Genomic DNA, 22111 nt, shown 5'->3' on the forward strand with positions numbered 1-22111 from the left:
TTGTACCAAATTTGCTCACTTTTTTAAGAGATTAATATTTATACAATAGTTATGGCTACGAATATTTTGATTGCCGACCAGGAAACACACTTCTTCAGCGACGTGTGTAAAAACTTCGATTATGCTGCCCAATTCACCAAACATGATGCCGGTTTGCTTGATCAAATTAAATCATGTAACAGTGTTTACCGCTTCCGTTTTCCTATCCGCAGGGGCAACGGGTTCGAGGTAATTGACGCCTGGCGTGTGGAGCACTCGCACCACCAATCGCCCACTAAAGGCGGTATCCGCTACAGCGAAATGGTGAACGAGGATGAGGTGATGGCCCTCGCCGCGCTCATGACTTACAAATGCGCCATTGTTAACGTTCCGTTTGGCGGCGCCAAAGGCGGTATCAAAATTAATCCTAAAAACTATACCGTAAGCGAGCTGGAAAACATCACCCGCCGTTATACCGTTGAGTTAATCAAAAAGAACTTTATTGGCCCAAGCATTGACGTGCCTGCACCTGACTATGGATCGGGCGAGCGCGAAATGAGCTGGATTGCCGATACTTATGCTACCATGAACCCCGGTCAGCTGGATGCTATGGGCGCTGTAACCGGTAAGCCTATTGCGCTGCATGGTATCGCGGGCAGGAGGGAAGCTACCGGCCGTGGAGTAGCCATTGCCACCCGCGAGTGCGTAAGCGTTGGCGAGGATATGCAAAGGATTGGCCTTTTGCCAGGCTTATCAGGCAAAAGGGTAATTGTACAGGGCCTTGGTAACGTAGGCTACTATTCGGCTAAGTTTTTATCCGAAATGGGTGCTATAATAGTTGGCCTTTGCGAGTTTGAAGGCGCTATTTATAACGAGAACGGCTTAGATATCGAGGCTGTATTCCAGCATCGTAAGGCCACCGGTTCTATTTTGGGATATGCGGCTGCAATACAGGAATTTACCAATACCATGGAAGGGCTTGAACAACCATGCGATATTTTAGTGCCGGCAGCTCTTGAAAACCAGATCACTGAATCAAATATCCGTAACATACAAGCTAAAATTATTGTTGAAGGCGCAAACGGCCCAACATCACCCGAGGCTGAGGCTATATTTTACGCCAATGGTGGGATGATAGTTCCGGATATGTTTGCCAATGCCGGCGGTGTTACCGTATCATATTTTGAATGGTTGAAAAACCTGAGCCACGTAGCTTTCGGCCGTATGAACCGCAGGTTTGAGGAAAACTCCAACCTTAACCTGGTAAACATGGTTGAAGGGATCACTGGTGTAGCTTTAACCCCGGTACAGCGCTCAACCATTATTAAAGGTGCATCAGAGCTTGAACTGGTAAACTCAGGACTGGAAGATACCATGATCCGCTCATACCACGAGATCAGGGAGATCTACAAAAACAATCCCGATATCGGTACCCTGCGTAACGCAGCCATGGTTGGCGCAATCAATAAAATAGCGGTATCGTACCAAAATTTAGGTATCTGGCCATAATTAAGGATTTAATAGTTTTAATATATAGCGAGGTGGGTTTGAAAAAGCCTACCTCGTTTTTGTTTTTAATTATGCCACGATAGGGACCGCAGCGGATACCGGCCAATGAGCGTAGAGCCTGCAGGCGTATGAGCGTAGAGCCCGGGCCGAAGGCATCGCCATAAAACACTATAATAAATAACCGTCATTGCGAGGAACGAAGCAATCCCCGACTTTACAGAGCAGCCATGTAAATGTCCCTGTATAGTTCGCGATTGCTTCGTTCCTCGCAATGACGCTGATTTGCATTCAATCAAGAATGATTCTAAATAATACATATGTCTTGTAATAAACATTATTCGCTGCATGTTTTGTATTTTTGCAAATCGTTATTATAATAATATAAACCGCGGATGAAAAAAAGTGCAATTTTTGGTCTTGTTGTTATCGCTATAGCCATAGCGGTTATCATTAGTGTTTATTCAAGCTCAAGCACCTATGCTACCTTTGCCGAGGCGCAGCAAACCAGCAGCGAACTGCATGTAATAGGCCAATTCAGCAAGGGAAAGGAGATGGTTTATGACGCTACTAAGGATGCCAATTATTTTTCATTTTACATGAAAGATAATAAGGGAGAAGAACGTAAAGTTGTTTTTACCGGTACCAAGCCGGAAGATTTTGAGCGCTCGGAGCAACTGGTACTTACCGGCCAGATGGTTGGAAGTGAGTTTCATGCATCGAAGATCCTGATGAAATGCCCATCCAAATACACGCAGGATAAGTTAGAAGTTACAGAAGCGAAGGCTAAACAAGCCAGCATTTAATCATTTTTGATGAATACAGTTTTTAAGGGCGAACACCTTTTACCGGGACAAATCGGCCAGTTTTTTATTGTTCTTTCGTTTGGTGCAGCCCTGCTGTCATTTATAAGTTACTATTTTGCTACTACTGATGATGCCGGTAAGGCCGACAGCAGCTGGCAGCGTTTAGGCCGTTTAGGTTTCTACGTAAATTCTATCTCTATTTTAGGAATGGGTACCTGCCTGTTCTATGTGCTTTATAATCATTATTTCGAATATCATTATGCCTGGGCTTATACCTCACGCTCATTGCCTGTTTATTACCTGGTATCAGGTTTCTGGAACGGACAGGAGGGCGGCTTTTTGCTTTGGGCTTTTTGGCAGGCCGTTTTGGGTAACGTACTTATTGCAAGGGCCAAATCTTGGGAGCGCCCGGTAATGACCGTTGTTGCCCTGTCGCAAGTGATATTGGGCACTATGGTACTTGGTATCGATATTTTCGGTCAGCGGATAGGCAGCTCGCCGTTCCTGTTGCTGCGTAATTCAGGTATCGAAGCGCCTATCTTCTCGCAGCCAAACTACCTCGACTTTATAAAAGACGGACAAGGGATGAACCCATCGCTGCAAAATTACTGGATGGTGATTCACCCGCCTACATTGTTCCTGGGTTTTGCATCTATTATAGTTCCGTTTGCTTATGCGGTTGCAGGGCTTTGGCAAAAACGATATAAAGAGTGGGTACAGCCCGCTATATCATACGCCCTGTTTGGTTCTATGATATTGGGTACCGGTGTGATCATGGGCTCGTTCTGGGCATATGAATCATTGAACTTTGGCGGTTTCTGGGCCTGGGACCCGGTTGAGAACGGTTCGATATTTCCGTGGTTAACCATGGTTGCGGCATTGCACGTACTTATCGTATTTAAAAATACAGGTCACTCATATTTTACAGCTACGTTGCTGGTATTGCTAAGCTTTGTACTGGTATGGTACACCTCATTCCTTTCAAGGAGCGGTATCCTGGGCGAAAGCTCGGTGCATGCGTTTACCGATTTAGGTATGTTTTGGCAACTGGTTATCGGCATCCTGATATTCCTTTTGCTATCTGTTTTTGTTTTGGTATGGAGATGGAAAGAATTGCCCATCACCAAAAAAGATGAAGAAACTTACTCGCGCGAGTTTTGGATGTTTGTTGGTTCGGTGTTTTTAGGGCTGTCATGTTTCCACCTTATTGTAGTAACATCGGTACCTGTATGGAATGCCATGTTTGGTACCAAAATAGCACCTCCATCTGATGCTGTTAAACATTATAATGTGATCCAGTCGTCATTTGCTTTTGTGGTGACTTTACTTACTGGCTTTACGCAATTCCTGAAATATAAAAAGACTGATATTACCCGGTTTTTCATTACCACAGGCGTTTACCTTTTGTTTGCCATATTGGTAACGGCGCTTGTTGTTTACTTAACCGGGGTTTATCGCCTTAATTTCGTGTTCAATCTGGTGATGTGCGGTTCGGTTTATTCGGTTATTGCCAATGCCAAAGTTTTGGTTGATGCCTTTAAGGGTAAGTTTAAACTGGCCGGTTCGGCCGTAGCGCATTTAGGATTTGGCTTGTTGATGGTGGGCGCGGTAATAGCAGCAGGCACCAGTAAAGTAGTTTCTGAAAACGCGAGTGGCGTAGTTAATGTGCAGGGTTTTGACGCTAAGGCTGGCAATGCCCGCGAAAATATCATGATCTACAAAAACACCCCGGTAAAAATGGGCGATTATACAGTTACCTACCTTGGCGACTCGGTATCATCACCTTACCATTTTTACAGGGTTGATTATAAAAAGTTTGATGCTAACGGCAAAGTGCTTGAAAACTTTGTGCTTAAACCCAAAGTACAGGCCAGTCGCGATGCGGGAATGTCTTCATCGCCCGATACTAAACATTACTTGTTAAATGATCTTTATACTCACGTTACCGCTATCCCAAGCGAAGGTTTTGCTATGCAGGGCGAAGCCGGGCATGACGAAGGTAACGATGATAAAAACTATGATGAGCCGGTAGCTCATGAAGTTGCCATCGGCGATACCATCAGGTACCGCGACGGCTTTATGCTGGTTAAATCACTAAACAAACAGGCTACGGTACAAAACATTCCGCTTACTGCTAATGATGTGGCTATTGGCGCTAATATCGAGGTTCATGCCCGCGACGGCAAAGTATACAATGCCGAGCCCGTATTTATGATCAGGGGCGGTAACGTGTTTGACTTTGCCCGTAAGGTCGAGGATGCCGGTTTAAAACTGCGTTTTTCAAGGATCAACCCTGAAAATAAAAAGGTAGAGATCACTGTTTATCAGCAGCCACAAAATAAACGTCCGTGGATTGTAATGCGTGCTATCAGTTTCCCGTATATCAACTTCTTCTGGAGTGGTACGATCATTATGGTGATAGGCTTCCTGCTTTCAATTCAAAGACGTAATAAAGAACTTAAAACTGTTTAATTTCTGTTAGATGGATTTAACCGGGCACCGGTATCATATAGCTCATGACGGATTTACTGTTATGGATGATATTTATACCGGTGCCGAAGTTAATACCGTAATTAACGTCATAGAATCCGCTGACAGATCAGGCCCGCTTTTCCGCCAAACAGCCGATGTATTTGCTATAAGGCAGTTTCTGAAGGCTGTTCCGGATGTTTCTCCTCTTTTATTGAATAACAAGTTAAAAAACATTATCTCTGATATTTTTGGCGATGGCTACTTTGTTGTAAAATCAATCTATTTTGATAAGCCCGGATCATCAAATTGGTTTGTGGCCTGGCACCAGGATTTGACCATATCGGTGGATGGGAAAATTGACATAGCAGGTTATAGCCCCTGGACGGTTAAACAAAACCAGTTTGCTGTACAGCCTCCACTCCATATTTTGCAGGATAATTTCACTGTCCGCATTCATCTGGATGACACCAATGAAAATAATGGTGCATTGAAAGTATTACCCGGTTCACACCTTAAAGAAATATATCGCCCCGAAAACATCGACTGGCAGCAAGAAACTGAAGTGAGTTGTAATGTACAGGCCGGTGGTATCATGATCATGCGGCCGTTGCTCATGCACGCCTCAAGCCGAACCACCAATAACAAAAAACGTAGGGTAGCACATATTGAGTTTAGCAGGGTAACGCTTGCTGATGAGATTGATTGGGCGGAAAGGGTTTATTGATCATACTTCCTTGTTCCGTAAGGTACCCCGACACTTATGAAGAACGCTTTCAACATATCGTATTTCTGTTTACAATCTATTCCTATACTTATTTTTTCCGAACCGGACTCACTCGCCTTGCAAGCAAAACAAATATCAAGATGGTCAATCACATTATCATTCTTATCAAGAAATACGATCGAATTGCGTGGTTCGAAGCAACCCGGCAGGGCTGTTATCAGGTAGTTTTTCATACCGCTATAGCCATAGTTGAAAATAATATCAGAGACCTTTTCAAGTTGTTCACGCGTTAAGACTTTTGACTGCTTAACATTGTCGTATTTTAATTGGCCATTTTCTATAATAATGCCTCCAATGCTATCCGGTTCTTCTGATGCTTTAGGAAAACCTGCCGAATCAATAGTTATATTAGGATTCTTTGGTAGGCCAACATATGATATTGCTAAAATTTTAGTTGCAACTGAAAAAGGAAATTTCTTTAACCGCTGGGTGGCAGTAAATCTGTTTGTATAGAAGCAGTTGTCGAATGCAGGCTTATAGCCCTTGATGCTTTCACGCGGATATGTTACGTGATATACAGCTTTTCGTTGAATACGTTTAACCTTTTTATGAATTGTAGTATCCGCCGAATAAGAGGGGTGGTAATTGATATTTGCGTAACATGCCAGGTTTGTTAATAATAATAAGCAGGTAATAAATCTGAATTTCATCTTCTAAAACTAAAGATAAAAATGATTTTATTACCGCTTCAAAAACGAAAGGATTTTAGCATTCACTGTATCTGCTTTTTCGATCATGGGTAAATGCGCTGCACCATCAACCGGGAAAAAGTCGGTCTTTAATACACTGCGGATGGAATCACTAAAACGTATTGGCAGGGTTTTATCTGCTTTACCCCATATCAGCAGTACGTTTTTACCGGCACTATTTAAACAGGTATTACTTTGTTTACCGTCCTGGTTGTAATTGTACATGGTTGAAACCAGGGCCTTCCCGAAACCTTTATATCTCATTTGCGGCAGATAACGTTTTATCCATTCCGGATGAGCTTTTGGATGAAGAAAGTCACTCATTTGCCCTTTAGCACGTTCGCCGGAATTTACAGTTTCGTTGTAAAGGGTGAAATATTGCGGTGCTACCGGTTTCTTTTGTTCATATACAGGGTCAACAAGAATTACTTTATTAACCAGGTTGGGATGGCTGCAGGTAAAGTTTGTTATTACCGCACCGCCGAATGATACACCTGCTAAATTTACTTTGTTTCCTAATTTAAGCTGATTGATAAGATCAAGAATTTGGGTGTTGTAAAAATCCTGATTGTAAGGAACATTTGGCCTGTCTGAATAGCCGCGGCCGTACATGTCATAGCGTAATACCCGGTAGCCTTTTTTTATCAAAAAATCGTAGGTTGGGTCCCAGATATAATAGGGTACGCTAAAACCGTGAACAAGAATAACAACTTCGGCATTAGCAGGGCCTTCAAGTTGATAATGGGTTACGCCCTGACTTAATTTGATAAAGCTGCCAGGGATGTTTTTGCGGCTGGCATCGGTTAAGGTTTTGGTTTCCTTATTGTTATATCTATAGAAGCCGTAAAGGATTAATGACGCGGCCCCGACAAGAAATATCACAATTATTATGCTTACTTTAAGTATTTTCATGCGGTATTAGATGTTGGTTCCTAAAATACAGAAATATTTATACTACAGTTAGTTAAATAATTTACTCCATTGTAAAGATAATATGAACATTACCATAATAGGCTCGGGCAATGTAGCTACTCATATGGCTGCAGCGTTTAAAAATGCCGGCCACCGCATTGTACAGGTATACAGCCGCAATATGCAGCATGCCGCGCTGCTGGCTTACCATGTAGCTGCCGAAGCGATAGATAACCTTGACAATATTAATCCCGATACAGGATTGTTTGTTGTTTCGGTTAAGGACGATGCTATAACGACTGTTGTTAAAGCGCTATCGGCCCATAAAAAGTTAATAGTACATACATCGGGCTCAACCGATTTGAACAGTTTACTGGCTTTTACCCCGAAGGCCGGTGTATTTTATCCCCTGCAAACGTTTAGCAAGATAAGAGAGGTTGATTTCCGATCTGTCCCGCTCTGTCTTGAAGGTGCTGACGACGGTATACTTGCTGATTTAAAGCAGCTGGCATTTACCATCAGTAATAATGTATATAGCGTTAACTCCGCCCGGCGCAAAATATTGCACCTTGCCGCGGTATTTGCCTGTAATTTTCCCAATTATTTGTACGGGGTTGCCCAGGACCTGCTTGCGCAAAATCAGATGGAGTTTAACCTGCTGCGCCCCCTGATCCTGGAAACTGCCCAAAAAGTGCTTGAACAGGAGCCGCGCAATGTGCAAACCGGCCCGGCAGTGCGTAATGACGAAGGCACTATGGCCATGCACATGCAGATGCTAAGCGAGATGCCTATGTTACAGGAAGTTTATACTTTATTAAGTCAGGGTATTATCAAAAACAATAAAGGGTTTACCGCACCCGAGTAATTTTGTTACTTTTGCTTAAATGAACATTTATAAAATAAAGATCAATTTCGAGGAAAAAGGGCACGAAAGCGTTGAGTTACCTATAGCCGAAGGAGAATCTGTATTAGACGTATGCCTGGAGAATGGCATTGAACTACAGCACAATTGCGGTGGTGTTTGCGGATGCAGCACATGCCATGTTTATGTAAACAAGGGGATGGATAACATCCAGGAGATATCCGATAAAGAAGAGGATTTTATTGACAGGGCTGTTAACCCGCGCATTAATTCGCGCCTGGGTTGCCAGTGTGTGATTGTTGATGGCGACATTGAAGTTACCCTGCCGGATCAGTCGCAGTTTTTAGGCCACTAATATTTGCATCAATCCGTTTAAACAATAAATAAAACGTATAATTTACAACGTATTAGCGTAACCCCCGGGTAGTACGTAAAATCAACAACAATGAGCGATAATAAATTTGCCTTACCAATTCACTGGAATGATTATGAAGATATTGCCATTGAACTTTATGAAAAGTTTGGTGACGATTTTGACGAATCAAGAATATACCGCATCCGTTTTACCGAACTGCTGGAATGGGTATTGAGCCTGCCTAATTTTGCTGGTACCCGTGCCGAGTCAAACGAAGGCCACCTGGAGCAGATCCAATCGGCCTGGGTATACGAGTGGCGGGATAATCAATAATTCAGTTGGCAGTTTTGAGCTGGCGGTTTGCAGTTTTAAATTTGCCATTAGCAGTTTAGCACGAAGCAAACATTCTATAATCAAAAAAATCGGTGAAAATCACCTCAACAAATTGGTGTAATCACGAAACAAAATCGGTGTAATCACAACCATGGAATCATTCCTGAATAAATTAAAAGATATTACTACCCTCATTTTTGATGTGGATGGCGTTTTGACCGACGGATCTGTTTTTGTAACGGAAGCCGGCGAACAAAGCCGCGCCTTTAATATTAAAGATGGCTATGCGCTGCAGTTAGCTGTTAAATGCGGTTATAATGTTTGCGCGATATCGGGCAGCCGCTCAAAAAGTGCCATGTACAGGTTAAACAGCCTTGGCATCCAGGATGTGTATATGGGCACACATACCAAATCGCAAAGGTTCAAGATCTACCTGGAAGAAAAAAGCATTATTGCCACGAATGTATTATACATGGGCGATGATATCCCCGACCTGGAAGTGATGAAGCTTGCAGGCCTGCCTGTTTGCCCTGCCGATGCTGTTGAAGAGATCAAAGCGGTTAGCGCCTATGTATCGCCCTACGGCGGCGGCAAAGGCTGTGCCCGCGATATCATTGAAAAAGTGCTCAAGGTTCAGGATAAATGGATGAGCAAACAGGCGTATAGCTGGTAAACCCCACCCAAACCCTCCCCGAAAGGGAGGGCTTTAAGAAGAGTTCCCATTATATATTGGTTATGGATTTATCATCTACAAACACAATGCACAAGAAAGTCTCCCCTATCGGGGGAGATTTAGAGGGGGTGATCCCACCCGTAATTCTCGCGTCAAAATCGCCAAGGCGTCAAGAGCTGCTCCGGCTTATGGATATTGATTTCAGGGTTGTGCTTAAAGAGGTTGATGAGTCATTTCCTGATGGGCTTATCCCAACAGAGGTGGCCTTGCATATAGCCCGCAAAAAAGCAGAAGCATTTGATGAAACGGTAGGAGACGAGGTTGTGCTTACTGCCGATACCATAGTGTGTATTGATGGCCTGATACTGGGTAAACCCGAAACCCGCGCACATGCTATCGAAATGCTGCAAATGCTATCGGGCCGTGTACACCAGGTTATTACCGGTGTATGTTTGTTATATAAAGGGCGTTATAACAATTTCTATGATCTTACCGAAGTGTTATTCCGTAAGCTTTCTGATGCCGAGATCAGTAATTATGTAGATAAGTACCAGCCGCTTGACAAGGCCGGATCGTACGGCATCCAGGAACTGATAGGCCTCATAGGCATCGAACGGATTGAAGGCTCATATACCAACGTTGTTGGCTTACCTACCCAAAAGGTTTATGCGCAATTGCGCAGCTTAAGCAAATAGATGTCCCGGTATTACCCGCCTTGGCGTAAGTATTGGGCGGCTGTCCGTGCGGGGATTACTTGTGCCTTTCGCAATGTGTGGCTGGCATGAGGGCGGATGACTGGTGCCTTTCCTGGTAAATATTTTATTCGTCGTTACAGTTTCGCTAAACATCGTTACTTTTTGATAAAGCTTGTTTTTCCGGTACAATTAAATAAATAATTATTTAATTTAAACCTTTGTTTCCTGCATAGTCTAACGTATTAAATAAAGGGAGTAATTTGTCATGAAAAAAACTATTAATACAGGGCTGGTGTTACTGCTGGTGGCCACCTTGTCTGCATGCAGCAGTTACAATTATTACACCGCAGCCCGAAACAAAACAGATTTATCCGCTTACCGTACATTTGCCTGGCTACCTCCTGCAACCATGACCAATAAAGCCGGCGCAGTTGTAAAAAAGGAAGTGGCTGATGAAAGGGTTAAGGACGCGGCTATTTCGGCATTGGAAAACAAAGGGTTAAAATTTCAGGAAAACAACCCCGATTTACTGGTAAGTTATACCACAGTTACCGGCCGGGGAATGAAAACAGAGTTTTATCCTTACTACTATGGCGGTTACCCGGGCTTCGGTTTAGGATTTGGCTGGGGTTGGGGCGGTGGCTGGGGCTATCGTCCGTTTTATGGCTATGGCGGCTGGGGCTGGGGATATCCTTATGGTTACGGTTACGGCGGCGGCGGTTATGCCCGCGTGCCTTACAAAGAAGGTACCCTGATTATTGACATTATGGATACCAAATCGCGTAAACTGGTATGGCGTGGTTTTGGTGTTGGCGAACTGCACAACCCGCAAAAAACTGTAAAGGAACTGCCAAAAGTAGTTAACGGCATTATTGAGCAACTACAGCTTAACCAGGTACAGCAAGACCAGGTGCCAATGAAAAAAGCATAAGAAATTTGCTGATCAATTATAGAACTGATGCAAAAATCCCTTCGGGCGCTAAGCCTGGAGGGATTTTTGTTTGCGGTATAAATGGGTTACAGCAAAAGTAAGGGCAGCTACGGCTAAAACAATAACCCAGCCATCAAGCGGGCAGGTAGCGTCGCCATCGGCATTATCACATGGATTATCTAACTGGGCAAAACTGCTTAAGGTGCCGGCCGCAAGAACAAGGGCGGTTAAAAAGAACTTTTTTTTCATATGCGCAAATCGCTTGTTATTGTTTTAAAAATTTACCGGTGCCAATCAACTGTTTGGTTTTGTTATCGGTAACCCTTATAATATATGTTCCGGGTACCAAACCGGCTACGTTGTTTTTCCAGTAAAGCTGTGTGATATTTACTGCCTTCAGTATCACGCCACTGCTGTTAGTTAACTGAATATTATAGTTTGCTGAAGCGTTGGTTTGCCCTATGGTTAGGTTTAATGTTTCCGTTACAGGGTTTGGATATATCGTAAGCAGGCTATTGCTTATGTTATTTTTTGTATTGGCATACATTAATGGCAGTTCTTTTGACAGGCTGATATCATTGTTTAAATCAGTTAACTGAACACGGTAATTATTTAAGCCTTTTGCCGGGTTAGGGTCGGTATAAGAGTAAGTTCCCAAACCGTTCGATTTTATCACATCCAGATCGTCCCAGGTTTTGCCGTTATCGGTGCTTCTCTGCAGTGTAAATGTGGTGTAGTTGGCCTCATTTTCAACAATCCAGGTTGTTTTAGCGCCGCCGGCTGCTTTTACTGCATTAAAATCAAGCAGCCGCAGGCCCAATACAGGTGATTGGCGCAATATCAGCTGAAAACGTTTTTTACCAAAAGTAGCCGGGGTACTTTTATCAATATTGTAGCTGTAAATGTTGTTGTGTTTAAGATCCAGCGAATCTTTAGTAAAGTTATCCTTAAGCCATATTTCATAAATGGCAGGTACATTGCTAAGCGCTCTTAGTTTTAATTGATATGGCCCGGATGAGGTAGCGTCAGACGTTAGAGGGATGATCTCCTGCTGTTTTTTAGGGAAAGGCCGGTGATGGATAACGGTTTTAACGCTATCGCTTGACAGGGCCGACAAGGCTATCTGTGCACCATTGGTTCCGAGGTCTTCCGCGTCCTTACTATTTTCAAACGCTGTACTGGCGTCGTTGTTAAACGCAAGCACAATATCATCGGTATTAATGGAATCCTTTATCATTTGTAGCCTCAATATCGGTTCGGCCGATGATGATGAAGTTTGTTGTGATGCTGCTGATTGTGCTGTAGCTGCTTTCAATATGCCCATGTTGGCAGCGGTGGCAGCCAGTTTTTGCAGCCCTTTATCAGCAGGGGCACTTAATAAGGCTATCAAATTTGAAGCTGTTGGTTGCGTTGTTGATTTCGCCGATTCCCTGAAGGTTAATGACTGCGAAGCCGAGGTAGCCTGTATAAAAAACGCCTGTCCGCTGGCTATCATATTGCTTGCATAGCCATCGCTTGAAATGCCGGGGTTGATATTGGTAGTCGTATCTGCCGTTGATATAGCAGTCGCTTTTTGCATATAGCTGGCATACTGCTTTGTTTTTGGATTGTAAACCCATATTTTGCCCGGAGCCGATAGGGTTGCAGCCGAAGATACCTCAGAAGGGAAACCTGCTCCGTAAATTGAGGATGTGGCGGAAACTGTTGTTGTTGTGCCCCTGCGGTTAAATTTTTCCCAATTGATGGTGGCCGCGTAAGGATTTCCAATTAGGTTATATCCCTTTACCTGGCTGCCTGTTGTATTGCTGAACAAGAGGCTGGTTGTGCCGCTGTACCAGTTGTTTACTGTAATGTTACCTGTATTTAATGTACCTGTTGTTGTTAAAGTGGTGTTGGTAGGCACATAGCTTGCGGTTGTTGAAGTTGCAAGGTCGGCGGCTGTCCTGTCTCCCCTGAAAAAGAAAAGGAAGCCGTTGCCGGCAGGGATAGTATGTGAGCCGTCGGTATCAAAAACATAAGTTGGCGAGGAGTTAATGTTGTTGATCCCCCTGAAATTGCCGGCTGTAAATGATGCCTGCGACGAGGCTATGTTTTCCCTGAAGCAGTAAATTGTGGGATTGCCGGATTTATCAAAGCCGCCTGTAGTGCCTGTAGTACCGGTTATCCATGATGAGTTTTTAAGGTAATTTACACTGATTACCTTGGCTGCTGAACCGGTATTAACAGGTGATGAAAGTAACCTGTACCCCCTGTTATATGAATTGCCGCCGCTTATAAAACGCTGTACATTTACATTGCCTGTAATTGCTGTTCCCGAAGGAATAGCATCTACGGTGGCCGAACCAGTGGCATCGGAGTTTAATGTTAAAACGCCGCCGGCGGCAAGGGTAGCTGTACCACCCATAGTAAGGATACCCGATGATGATACCGCGAATTTACCGGTGCCCGACATGGTTTTGGTGCCGCTGCCATTTACAGTAACATTATTAAATTTTGTGCCGTTGGTACTGTTATCTGTGAGGGCTTGAGCACCTGCTTTACTAAAAAATACTGTTCCGGTACCTGCTGTAAATGTACCTGTATTGGTGTAATCTCCATTAAAAGTAAATGTGCCCGAGCCGCCTGTAATAACGGCGCTGTTAGTAGTGTTGCCCGTAATACTGATATTGCCCGAGCCCTGGGTTACGTTTGCTGAATTGGTCCAGGTTCCTGCAACAGTTATAATAGGGTTATTGGTATTAAGATTTACCGCCCCGCCGCTTGTGATCCAGTTTCCGCTTACGGTTAGCGCGCCTCCGTCAACAGTTTTGGCTGCCGCCCCTGATAAGGTAAGATTATCATAGTTGGAGGGGTTTGTACCTATAAAGCTGTCATTAGTAGCGTATACCGTTTGCGTGCCCGAAGTTGCCGCATAATTTACAAGTCCTGTACCGCTTCCGCCGGTTGTAAAATCAATAGTACCACCGGTAGCGGCACTTATTGGGGTATTGCCTGTTAAAGTTAATGTGGAGGCACCGGTACCGGTATCCATATCAATTAATGCAGCATTGGTTACAGTTACTATACCATCATTCCTGTTTACATAGTTTAAATTGGTAGTGGCTATGTTGCTTGCAGTTAATGATCCGGAATTTAGATGAAATGCCGCGTTATTTACCGAATAGTTTTGCAGGAACCCTAAGGCGTAGTAGCCAATTGCCGAAGACGTGGTATTTAATGATAACGAATTGGTGATACTAAATACGGGGACTGTTGTATTGATAGTGGTTGTATTTGATGTTGGCGAGGTAAATATGTTTGGTGCCGGTGGCGTTGTATTATCGCCCACTATAAAAGAGTTGCAGCTTAATGTTGCATTCCCTGTACCTGTAATAGTTGTTGTTACATCGCCGCTGCTGCTGTTGTGATTTTGTGTGATGGCGCCGTTTACCGTAAGTGAATAGGTGTTATTGATGGTTAAGGTAATTGACGGAGACCCGAATAGTGTACTGGTTAAAGGGCCAAATACCATGGATGCTATACTGGGTACACTACTTTGAACAATAGGTTGGTTTTTAAATGAAACAACACCTATGCGTGCCACATTGGTAGAAGTTGGCACCGTTGCGGAGCTCCAGTTACCGGTATTGTTCCAGTTATTGTCCGACGCGCCTGTCCAGTCAATTGCATTTGCAAAAGTTATGATATTACCATTTGACGAGGGGCCGGTGTAAGTAATAGCAGAGCTGTTTCCATTCCCTGTAAGGGTGTTAATACTGGTGACGGTAATGGTACCTGTAGGGCTGCTGCCATAGTTTAGCTGGCTTTTTACTGTACCTGTATAAAAATAATAGCCGGGGACAGAGTAGGATCCATCTGTATTGCCCGAGCTTGAGATAAGGTCGCCTACACTATAATCTTGTATAGCGTTACCAGTGTAAGTTACTGAACTTATCAGCGCGTCTGTCGATGTAGAATAATACGAATCATCTGATCGGTACAAACTCCCCGAACTATTGAAGTAGCCCTCGAAGCCTGCCCCGGAGGTATTCATTACCAGTTGATTAATGATAAAGTTGCCCCTTGATATTATTTTTAATCCGTAAAGGGTTACGCTTTCATTTTCATAATAAGCAGGTTGTGTTACATTATTAGCTGCATCGTTTGCCCCGGTGGTGGTAAATTGAAGCACACGGGTATACATATCAAAATTATCCCATTGAAAGCGGCCGGCAGTAGTACACGTTGATTCGAGATAGGAATAATAGTAAGTGCTGTAGCTGCCGCCCGTTGTGCTTGTACTTGAAGCAACAAGGGTTTTGGCTGTGGTCATGCCTGCTACAAAAACATCTTTAAAAATTGCCCAGCGGCCGTTTTTTAAACGTTGTACCTTGATCATATATGTTTGCTGATCATTGGCCATTGTAGCGTTAAGAAGCTCATTATAATGGCCCGAGTTCGTGCCATTGTCATACCTGTACCGCAAGCTGAGTGTCGTGCCCGTATGGGTTATATAAATACCCTGCATGTTATTGGTAGTATAATCGTTTGCGATAAGCCAATAACGCCAGGTATTGTTACCAACAGCCATCACGTCAGGATCAGAGGGGCCTGTACTACTGTTGTTTTTATAAATGAAGTTCCACTCAAAATCATTAGCGGTAAGATCTACGCTCCCTGATGTGCCGCTTCCGACAAAATCCCACCTGATGGCGCTTATCGCGTTGGTGGCCGGTACTGCGGATCGCAGGCTTACTGAGCCGTTTAAAGGACTTGTAGTTGATGCATCTATGGTAACCGAGGAACTTGTGCGGGTGGCATTACCAACCCCGGTTGCTCCTAATGATGTTATAGTACCGGCAGAGGAAGTTTCAAAGTTATTGTAATAGTAGGTAAGGTTATCGCTGGTTTCCTGGGCCGCAGCTGCACTGATCAGGCATAGCAGATATCCGGTAAATAAAACGCAGCGTAATTGTGTTTTCAAATTAATAGGGTTTCGGGCGAATAATGTCAATAATAATGCTGGTTCAATAAAAACCGGATTAAAGTACAAATTTCAACTCAGATGTGGGTTTGTGCTGCCAATTGCATCAGTTGCGATGTCTTTTATTGAAAAAATGGAAAATTGAGAGAAGTTAATTATTGATTATTGTTTACACGTTTTGGGGAATATTTTCCACTATGCTTTTAATCAATAAGCAGGTTGTTAACTTACAGTAAGGGCTGATTAATCACCGGTCAACGATAAATATTTAAAAAATATTCCTGTTAGGAGTGAGGATTTTTGTTGCTGATAAAAAACTGTTCAGATTTGATTGGGGATTATGTGTCCTGTAACAATCATCATCATTGACTTTAGTCAACCGAATGCCGGTTAATGTGACGATGACTACATGCTGCAGGGGTATTTCAGAGCGGCTTGGGATAAGTGTTCAATTTTTAAAAAAACGGGTGTTCAACTTTTTGTAGTGTATAATTGTAATGTCCTGATTGTCAATGTATATGTGTTCAGTTTGTATTTTATTGAGAATGCAAGTAGCTGATAATCAGTGTTTGTTTATTTAAAAAAATACGCCAGGTGTTCCACATTAAAAAATTGAACACCTGGCGTTATATGCTTTATTTAATCTTTTGTACGTTATTGCCGCGGTTAAGATCAGGCAAGGCGTTGTCGGGATCAATGGTCACCGATTCGGCTTCCCGTGTGGTGGGCAGTGTATAAGTGATTTGCCCGGCCTGCAGCCAGGTTTCAACCGGCAGGTAAAAGCGTTTCTTATTGCCGTCTTTAAATTTTACCTCAACAGTAAACGGCATGGGTAACTGCTCTTTGTTTACCGCTTTGATGGTGATCCCTTTGGATGCATCTTTACCTGCATATTTCGCGTCGATAAGCGCTATATCAACCAACCAGTTATTGTAAAACCAGCCCTTCCAAAACCAGGAAAGGTCTTCGCCCGCCCCATTCTCCATCGAACGGAAAAAATCATCAGGCTGCGGGTGCTTAAAGGCCCACTGGTTAATGTAATTTTTAAAGGCGTAGTCAAATCTGTCTTTTCCTATTATTTGCTCGCGCAGCAACACCAGGCCAAAGGCTGGCTTATAGTACGTGAGAGGGTGACGGTATTTTTCGGGGATGGCATCAGGGGCCGTCATAATGCTTGGCGATTGCGGATCAAGCAGCGAGGGGATGATCTCATCGGCAGGGTTACCGCCACCGGGTGCATACTCGCTATCACGCTTGGGTGCATATTCACCTTTATTGAAAGCGTCTGACGCGTATATGTCAATAAAAGTATTCAGGCCTTCATCCATCCAGGCATAGCGGCGCTCGTTTGATCCTACAATCATCGGGAACCAGTTATGGCCTATCTCGTGCGCTGTTACCCAGTAAAGTACGCTGCCTTTATCGGTAATGCCATCAAACACAATACCCGGATACTCCATGCCGCCGGCAATACCGGCCTCGTTAATGGCTACCGGGTAAGGGTATACAAACCATTTTTCAGAAAAGTATTCAATTGATTTTTTGAGATACTCGGTGGCCCGGCCCCAGGCATCGTTGCCATAGCTTTCGGCCGGGTAAACGCTCATCGCTAACGATTTTTTACCGCCGGGCAGGTTAACCCTCGCTGCATCCCATATGTAAGCTTTTGATGCGCCGAAGGCAACATCGCGGGTATTGAGCATTTTGAAATGCCAGGTGAGGGTACCCTTGTTAACCGGGCGACTTGCTGGGTCATTAACTTCGGCCAAATCGCGGATCATGATGGTTTTATCACTGCTGCGGGCTTGGTCTAAGCGGGCTATTTGTTTAGCAGTCAGTACCTCCTTTGGGTTAAGTAATTCGCCCGATCCTGCTACGATCATATCCCATGGTACGGTTACCGAATAATCTATATCTCCATAATCTAAATAAAACTCGCCGCTGCCCAAAAATGGCAGGGTGTCCCAGCCGTGGCTATCGTCATAAACACACATCCGCGGAAACCATTGCGCAATTTCGTAGATCTTACCATTTTTAGTATCGCAATAGTCGGTACGGCCACCAAAAGCACCCGGAATGGTATAATGATAATTGACGCGCAGCTTTATTGCACCTTTTTGCAGCGGATGTGCAAGGCGCACCTGCATGCGGGCGTCAGTAATTACATAAGGTACGGGTTTAACCACATCACCATTATCAACCGAAACGGATTCTATCTGGTAACCGCTGGTATGCTGGTCGGCGCCGGGGGTATGGTCTGTGAAGAAGTTAGAGCGGGCATCCTGTTTATAAGTATTTTGATCAAGCTGCAGCCAAAGATACGGAAGGGCATCGGGGCTGTTGTTGGTATAGTTGATCACCACAGTACCGCTGATTGTTTTCTTTACGGTATCCAGGGTAACTTTCAGGTTATAGTCCGCCCTGTTTTGCCAGTACTTTGGTCCGGGTGCGCCATTAGCCGAATGAAAGTCGTTACTTTTTTCGGTATAAAACCTAGGCGAAAAAGCTGCCGCCGGATTGTAGTTTGATGACGTATCGCTTGGATTGAGTTTCCTTTTTTGCGCGAATGCGCCGAGTGCTAAAACCGACAGTAAACCAATGCCGATAAATTTTAATTTCATGGTGTGCAATTAAGCACCCAATATACAAAGGATGGCCGGAAAACAGTTTGTTAAAAAAGTTTTAAATAATTATGGAATTTTATGCCGGGTAGCATCATTATAATAAACTACTTAATCACCCGGATGAATTAATATATTTATCAATTAAAACGTTGGTATAATGTCTATTCAACAAATCAGCATACCTAAACCCTGCCACGAGCAATGGTCACAGATGGTACCCGCTAACAGCGGTCGTTATTGTTATCACTGCTGCAAAACGGTTATCGATTTTACGGTAATGAGCAATGACGAGACCATTAAACTTCTTGCGGCAAAGGATAATGTTTGCGGCAGATTTGGCCAAATGCAGCTGATTGAAATTAATGCGGGTATTGGCGCAAATAATAAGCGATCCTTATCATGGATTGGTATCCTGACAGCAGCAATAATAAGCTTAACCCAGCTTGAAAAAGCTGAAGCCAAAACCAGGCACAGCCTTGAGCAGGGAGAGTTTCAACGTAAAAGCAATTTGCTCATACCTGTCCCTACCAGTGTTCAAATATTAGTAAAAGGCCTTGTAACCGAAAAAGGGACTAATGTTCCGATTCCCGGCGCTACAGTCCGTTGTAAAAACGGTGAAAGTGCAAGCACTGATGTTGATGGCGAATTTAAGTTTTTGGAACTTTCGGAGGCAGATACCCTTGTTGTTGGCTTTATCGGTTTTAAGACACAGGAAATAAGGCTTGCCGACATAGCTGACAGGTCGCAAATAAAAATAGAATTAGAGCCGGAACCGCTAACTGAACAATTTGTTGTGGTAGGAGGTGTATTTGTGCGCCATTCTTTTATTCATCGCCTGTGGCATAAAATAAAAAACATATTTTAGGGCTTTATTATAAAAGCTAAACTTGCATTTTCCTGTAAATATACCTTTAGGCAACTCATCTATCCCGGTACATTTTGTTTGCGAAACATTGTCGTACTTTTTAGGTTACCGGTATTACGCCTGGTTACGGAAACATACTGCTGATAAGATCAGTACCGATCATCGACTTATCATCTTTATAGGTGCGGCGGCAGGCGCATTTATTGGTTCGCACCTGGTTGGGATCTTTGAAAATCCGCCTTTGCTGTTTTCGCATTTCAATATCATCTATATTATGGGCAATAAAACCATAGTAGGTGGGATGCTTGGTGGATTGATAGGTGTCGAGCTTACCAAAAAACAGTTGGGGGTAACCGCGTCGTCCGGTGATCTGATGGTTTACCCGCTCATCCTAGCTATGGTTATTGGTCGTACAGGGTGCTTTTTGGCCGGACTGGAAGATGGTACTTACGGTATAGCCTCCAACCTGCCCTGGGCTGTCGATTTTGGCGATGGTATCCGCAGGCATCCTACCAATTTATATGAAATTGTGTTTTGGGTAATGCTTTGGGGTATACTCAAACTCATAGAACAAAACCACCGTTTTGCAGATGGTGCAAGGTTTAAAGTATTCATGGCAAGCTACCTCGTTTTCAGGCTACTGGTTGAATTTATCAAACCCGATTACTTTTTCAGTTTTGGTTTATCGGTAATTCAGTTAGTTTCTGTCGCCGGTATTTTGTATTATTATAAAGTATTTTTATATCCCCAAAAGCTGTTTGTAAACCATGCCTGAACGCCCGTATATATACTATGATTTTACGTTAAGCATTTGCTCCACCTGTTTGCGTAGGGTTGATGCCAAGATCGTTTTTGAGGATGATAAGGTTTACATGCTTAAAAACTGCCGCCAACATGGTTTTGAAAAGGTGCTGATTGCCACAGATGTGGAATATTATAAAAACTGCCGCAACTATGCCAAGCGGAGTGAAATGCCGCTTAAATTCAACGCCAAGACACATTATGGCTGCCCGTATGATTGCGGCCTGTGCCAAGACCATGAGCAGCACTCATGCCTTACTGTTGTTGAAGTAACAGACCGATGTAATTTAAGCTGCCCTACCTGCTACGCCATGTCATCACCCACATATGGCAGGCATCGCACTTTGGCCGAAATAGAACAGATGCTGGACGTAGTAGTAGCAAATGAAGGCCAACCGGATGTGGTACAGATCAGCGGGGGAGAGCCAACGGTGCACCCGCAGTTTTTCGAGATCCTGGATATAGCCAAAACCAAGCCTATCAAACATCTGATGATAAATACTAACGGCATTCGCATAGCTAAAGATGAAAATTTTGTAAAGCGGCTGGCAACCTACATGCCCGATTTTGAGATTTACCTGCAGTTTGATTCTTTTAAAAAAGAAGCGCTGGAGCATCTGCGGGGCGAGGATTTGCGTGAGGTAAGGCAAAAGGCAATTGAAAATCTTAATAAATATAACCTGTCAACAACACTGGTTGTTACTTTGCAAAAAGGTTTAAATACCGATGAGTTGGGGACAATTATTGAATATGCCTTACAGCAACCCTGCGTTCGTGGCGTGACCTTCCAGCCTACCCAGCAGGCCGGCAGGTTAGAGAATTTTAATGAGCAAACCGACCGCTATACCCTCACTGAAGTGCGTAGCGCGATACTGGAACAAACCAAGATCTTTAATAAAAACGACCTGATCCCGGTGCCCTGCAACCCGGATGCCCTGGTGATGGGTTATGCCCTTAAATTGGGCGACGAGGTGATCCCGCTGACCCGGATGATAAACCCGGATGATCTTTTAGATAATTCAAAAAATACTATTGTATACGAAAATGATGAACGCCTGAAAGGCCATCTGCTCAATATGTTCAGCACAGGTAATTCGGTTGACAAAGCTAAAGAACACCTGCACTCGTTATTATGCTGCCTGCCCGAAATTGACGCGCCAAGTTTAAGCTACGATAACTTGTTCAGGGTGATTATAATGCAGTTTATAGATGCGCAGAATTTTGATGTGCGTGCTATCAAAAAATCATGTGTACACATTGTAAATAAAGACATGCAGATCATCCCTTTTGAAACCATGAACATTTTTTACAGGGATGATAAGCGGGAATATCTGGAGCAATTAAGAGGAGAAATTTTGGTATGACAGAGGAAGAACAATTACAACCACCAAATCAGCTTCCTGGTAATAAACCTTCAGGCGGAATCAAGATAGTAGGGATTAATCTGGCAGTATTTGTCGGCTATACGTTGCTTAGTCTGCTGATCGACGGCGGTCTAATCGCCGGGTTGCTAATGATTGCCCAAGTGATTGTTTGTATTATACTTTCATTGTATTTCCGTAAATGGAGTTGGTTTTTAGCCGGTTTACTGGTTTTAGTAATTGGATTTTCAACCTGTGTTTCACTGGTAAGGTTTTAGTATCTTATAAGCTGGTATATATAAAAGTATAATGGAAACGCAGAAGAAGTCCCCCGGTAGTAATAAAATGATGGTTGTAGGTATCAATTTAGCGATATTGGCAGCTTACACTATATATTTCAGATGGGTTGTTAATGAAGAGTTTATTATAATAGCCGAAGCCTTCGTTATTTTTTTACATATATTACTATGCCTGATATTGGCAATTTTTGCTTTGAGAAA

At 43.5% G+C, this 22111-nt stretch carries 19 protein-coding genes; 14 read left to right on the plus strand and 5 right to left on the minus strand.

The window, feature by feature from the left end:
• Positions 1-51: 51 nt before the first annotated feature.
• The 4 genes from ABIC84_RS13365 (at position 52) to ABIC84_RS13380 (ending at position 5487) form a co-directional block, all read left to right on the plus strand.
• Positions 52-1488 carry a Glu/Leu/Phe/Val family dehydrogenase gene (locus tag ABIC84_RS13365; protein WP_426589355.1) on the plus strand — a complete coding sequence of 479 codons (1437 nt, stop codon included), beginning with the start codon at positions 52-54 and terminating at the stop codon, positions 1486-1488.
• A 392-nt stretch (positions 1489-1880) separates the two neighbouring features.
• On the plus strand, positions 1881-2291 hold the full coding sequence (locus tag ABIC84_RS13370) for a cytochrome c maturation protein CcmE (RefSeq protein ID WP_429263845.1): 411 nt from the start codon (positions 1881-1883) through the stop codon (positions 2289-2291).
• Between the two features lie 9 nt (positions 2292-2300).
• Positions 2301-4763 carry a cytochrome c biogenesis protein CcsA gene (ccsA, locus tag ABIC84_RS13375; protein WP_429263846.1) on the plus strand — a complete coding sequence of 821 codons (2463 nt, stop codon included), beginning with the start codon at positions 2301-2303 and terminating at the stop codon, positions 4761-4763.
• Positions 4764-4773: 10 nt separating this feature from the next.
• The gene (locus ABIC84_RS13380) at positions 4774-5487 is read left to right on the plus strand and encodes a phytanoyl-CoA dioxygenase family protein (protein ID WP_429263847.1); all 714 of its coding nucleotides are present in this window, start codon (positions 4774-4776) and stop codon (positions 5485-5487) included.
• On the opposite strand, the gene ABIC84_RS13385 is transcribed toward ABIC84_RS13380, so the two are convergent.
• Positions 5481-6197, minus strand: coding sequence for a hypothetical protein (locus ABIC84_RS13385; protein ID WP_426589348.1), 717 nt, complete (start codon positions 6195-6197; stop codon positions 5481-5483). The two genes, ABIC84_RS13380 and ABIC84_RS13385, sit on opposite strands and share 7 nt — an antisense overlap.
• Before the next feature lie 30 nt (positions 6198-6227).
• Positions 6228-7148, minus strand: coding sequence for an alpha/beta fold hydrolase (locus tag ABIC84_RS13390; RefSeq protein ID WP_429263848.1), 921 nt, complete (start codon positions 7146-7148; stop codon positions 6228-6230).
• Positions 7149-7230: 82 nt separating this feature from the next.
• On the opposite strand from ABIC84_RS13390, the gene ABIC84_RS13395 reads away from it, so the two are divergent.
• The 6 genes from ABIC84_RS13395 to ABIC84_RS13420 all read left to right on the plus strand — a co-directional run bounded on the left by ABIC84_RS13395 (position 7231) and on the right by ABIC84_RS13420 (position 10997).
• On the plus strand, positions 7231-8013 hold the full coding sequence (locus ABIC84_RS13395) for a Rossmann-like and DUF2520 domain-containing protein (protein ID WP_426589344.1): 783 nt from the start codon (positions 7231-7233) through the stop codon (positions 8011-8013).
• Positions 8014-8032: 19 nt separating this feature from the next.
• Positions 8033-8365 (plus strand): 2Fe-2S iron-sulfur cluster-binding protein, encoded by a 333-nt coding sequence (locus ABIC84_RS13400; protein WP_090524420.1) that lies wholly within the window; start codon positions 8033-8035, stop codon positions 8363-8365.
• Positions 8366-8455: 90 nt separating this feature from the next.
• Complete coding sequence (gene iscX, locus ABIC84_RS13405; RefSeq protein WP_091171429.1) at positions 8456-8698, plus strand: Fe-S cluster assembly protein IscX; 243 nt, start codon at positions 8456-8458, stop codon at positions 8696-8698.
• A gap of 151 nt (positions 8699-8849) precedes the next feature.
• On the plus strand, positions 8850-9371 hold the full coding sequence (locus ABIC84_RS13410) for a KdsC family phosphatase (protein WP_090524424.1): 522 nt from the start codon (positions 8850-8852) through the stop codon (positions 9369-9371).
• An 86-nt stretch (positions 9372-9457) separates the two neighbouring features.
• Entirely contained in the window at positions 9458-10066 is a 609-nt protein-coding gene (locus tag ABIC84_RS13415; protein ID WP_429263849.1) for a Maf family protein, read from the plus strand.
• A gap of 265 nt (positions 10067-10331) precedes the next feature.
• A complete protein-coding gene (locus ABIC84_RS13420) occupies positions 10332-10997 on the plus strand; it encodes a DUF4136 domain-containing protein (protein ID WP_426589338.1) in 666 nt (221 codons plus the stop codon).
• Between the two features lie 48 nt (positions 10998-11045).
• Here the strand turns inward: ABIC84_RS13420 and ABIC84_RS13425 are convergent, their stop codons facing one another.
• The 3 genes from ABIC84_RS13425 to ABIC84_RS13435 form a co-directional block, all read right to left on the minus strand.
• Positions 11046-11246 carry a hypothetical protein gene (locus ABIC84_RS13425; protein ID WP_429263850.1) on the minus strand — a complete coding sequence of 67 codons (201 nt, stop codon included), beginning with the start codon at positions 11244-11246 and terminating at the stop codon, positions 11046-11048.
• Positions 11247-11262: 16 nt separating this feature from the next.
• Complete coding sequence (locus ABIC84_RS13430) at positions 11263-15960, minus strand: T9SS type A sorting domain-containing protein (protein ID WP_429263851.1); 4698 nt, start codon at positions 15958-15960, stop codon at positions 11263-11265.
• Positions 15961-16595: 635 nt separating this feature from the next.
• On the minus strand, positions 16596-18581 hold the full coding sequence (locus ABIC84_RS13435; RefSeq protein ID WP_429263852.1) for a M1 family metallopeptidase: 1986 nt from the start codon (positions 18579-18581) through the stop codon (positions 16596-16598).
• Positions 18582-18741: 160 nt separating this feature from the next.
• Here ABIC84_RS13435 and ABIC84_RS13440 point away from each other — a divergent pair, with 160 nt between their 5' ends.
• Genes ABIC84_RS13440 through ABIC84_RS13455 form a run of 4 tightly spaced genes read left to right on the plus strand, consistent with a single transcriptional unit; the run spans position 18742 to position 21889 of the window.
• Positions 18742-19449 (plus strand): carboxypeptidase-like regulatory domain-containing protein, encoded by a 708-nt coding sequence (locus ABIC84_RS13440; RefSeq protein ID WP_429263853.1) that lies wholly within the window; start codon positions 18742-18744, stop codon positions 19447-19449.
• A 22-nt stretch (positions 19450-19471) separates the two neighbouring features.
• A complete protein-coding gene (locus ABIC84_RS13445) occupies positions 19472-20224 on the plus strand; it encodes a prolipoprotein diacylglyceryl transferase (RefSeq protein WP_429263854.1) in 753 nt (250 codons plus the stop codon).
• Positions 20217-21614: a radical SAM protein gene (locus tag ABIC84_RS13450; protein WP_429263855.1), complete on the plus strand. Its 1398-nt coding sequence runs from the start codon at positions 20217-20219 to the stop codon at positions 21612-21614. The genes ABIC84_RS13445 and ABIC84_RS13450 overlap by 8 nt, the downstream gene beginning before the upstream one ends.
• Positions 21611-21889 (plus strand): hypothetical protein, encoded by a 279-nt coding sequence (locus ABIC84_RS13455; RefSeq protein WP_429263856.1) that lies wholly within the window; start codon positions 21611-21613, stop codon positions 21887-21889. The genes ABIC84_RS13450 and ABIC84_RS13455 overlap by 4 nt, the downstream gene beginning before the upstream one ends.
• Positions 21890-22111: the final 222 nt, after the last annotated feature.

Origin of the sequence: Mucilaginibacter sp. 3215, from assembly GCF_050433785.1 — a bacterium.
Taxonomy (GTDB): domain Bacteria; phylum Bacteroidota; class Bacteroidia; order Sphingobacteriales; family Sphingobacteriaceae; genus Mucilaginibacter.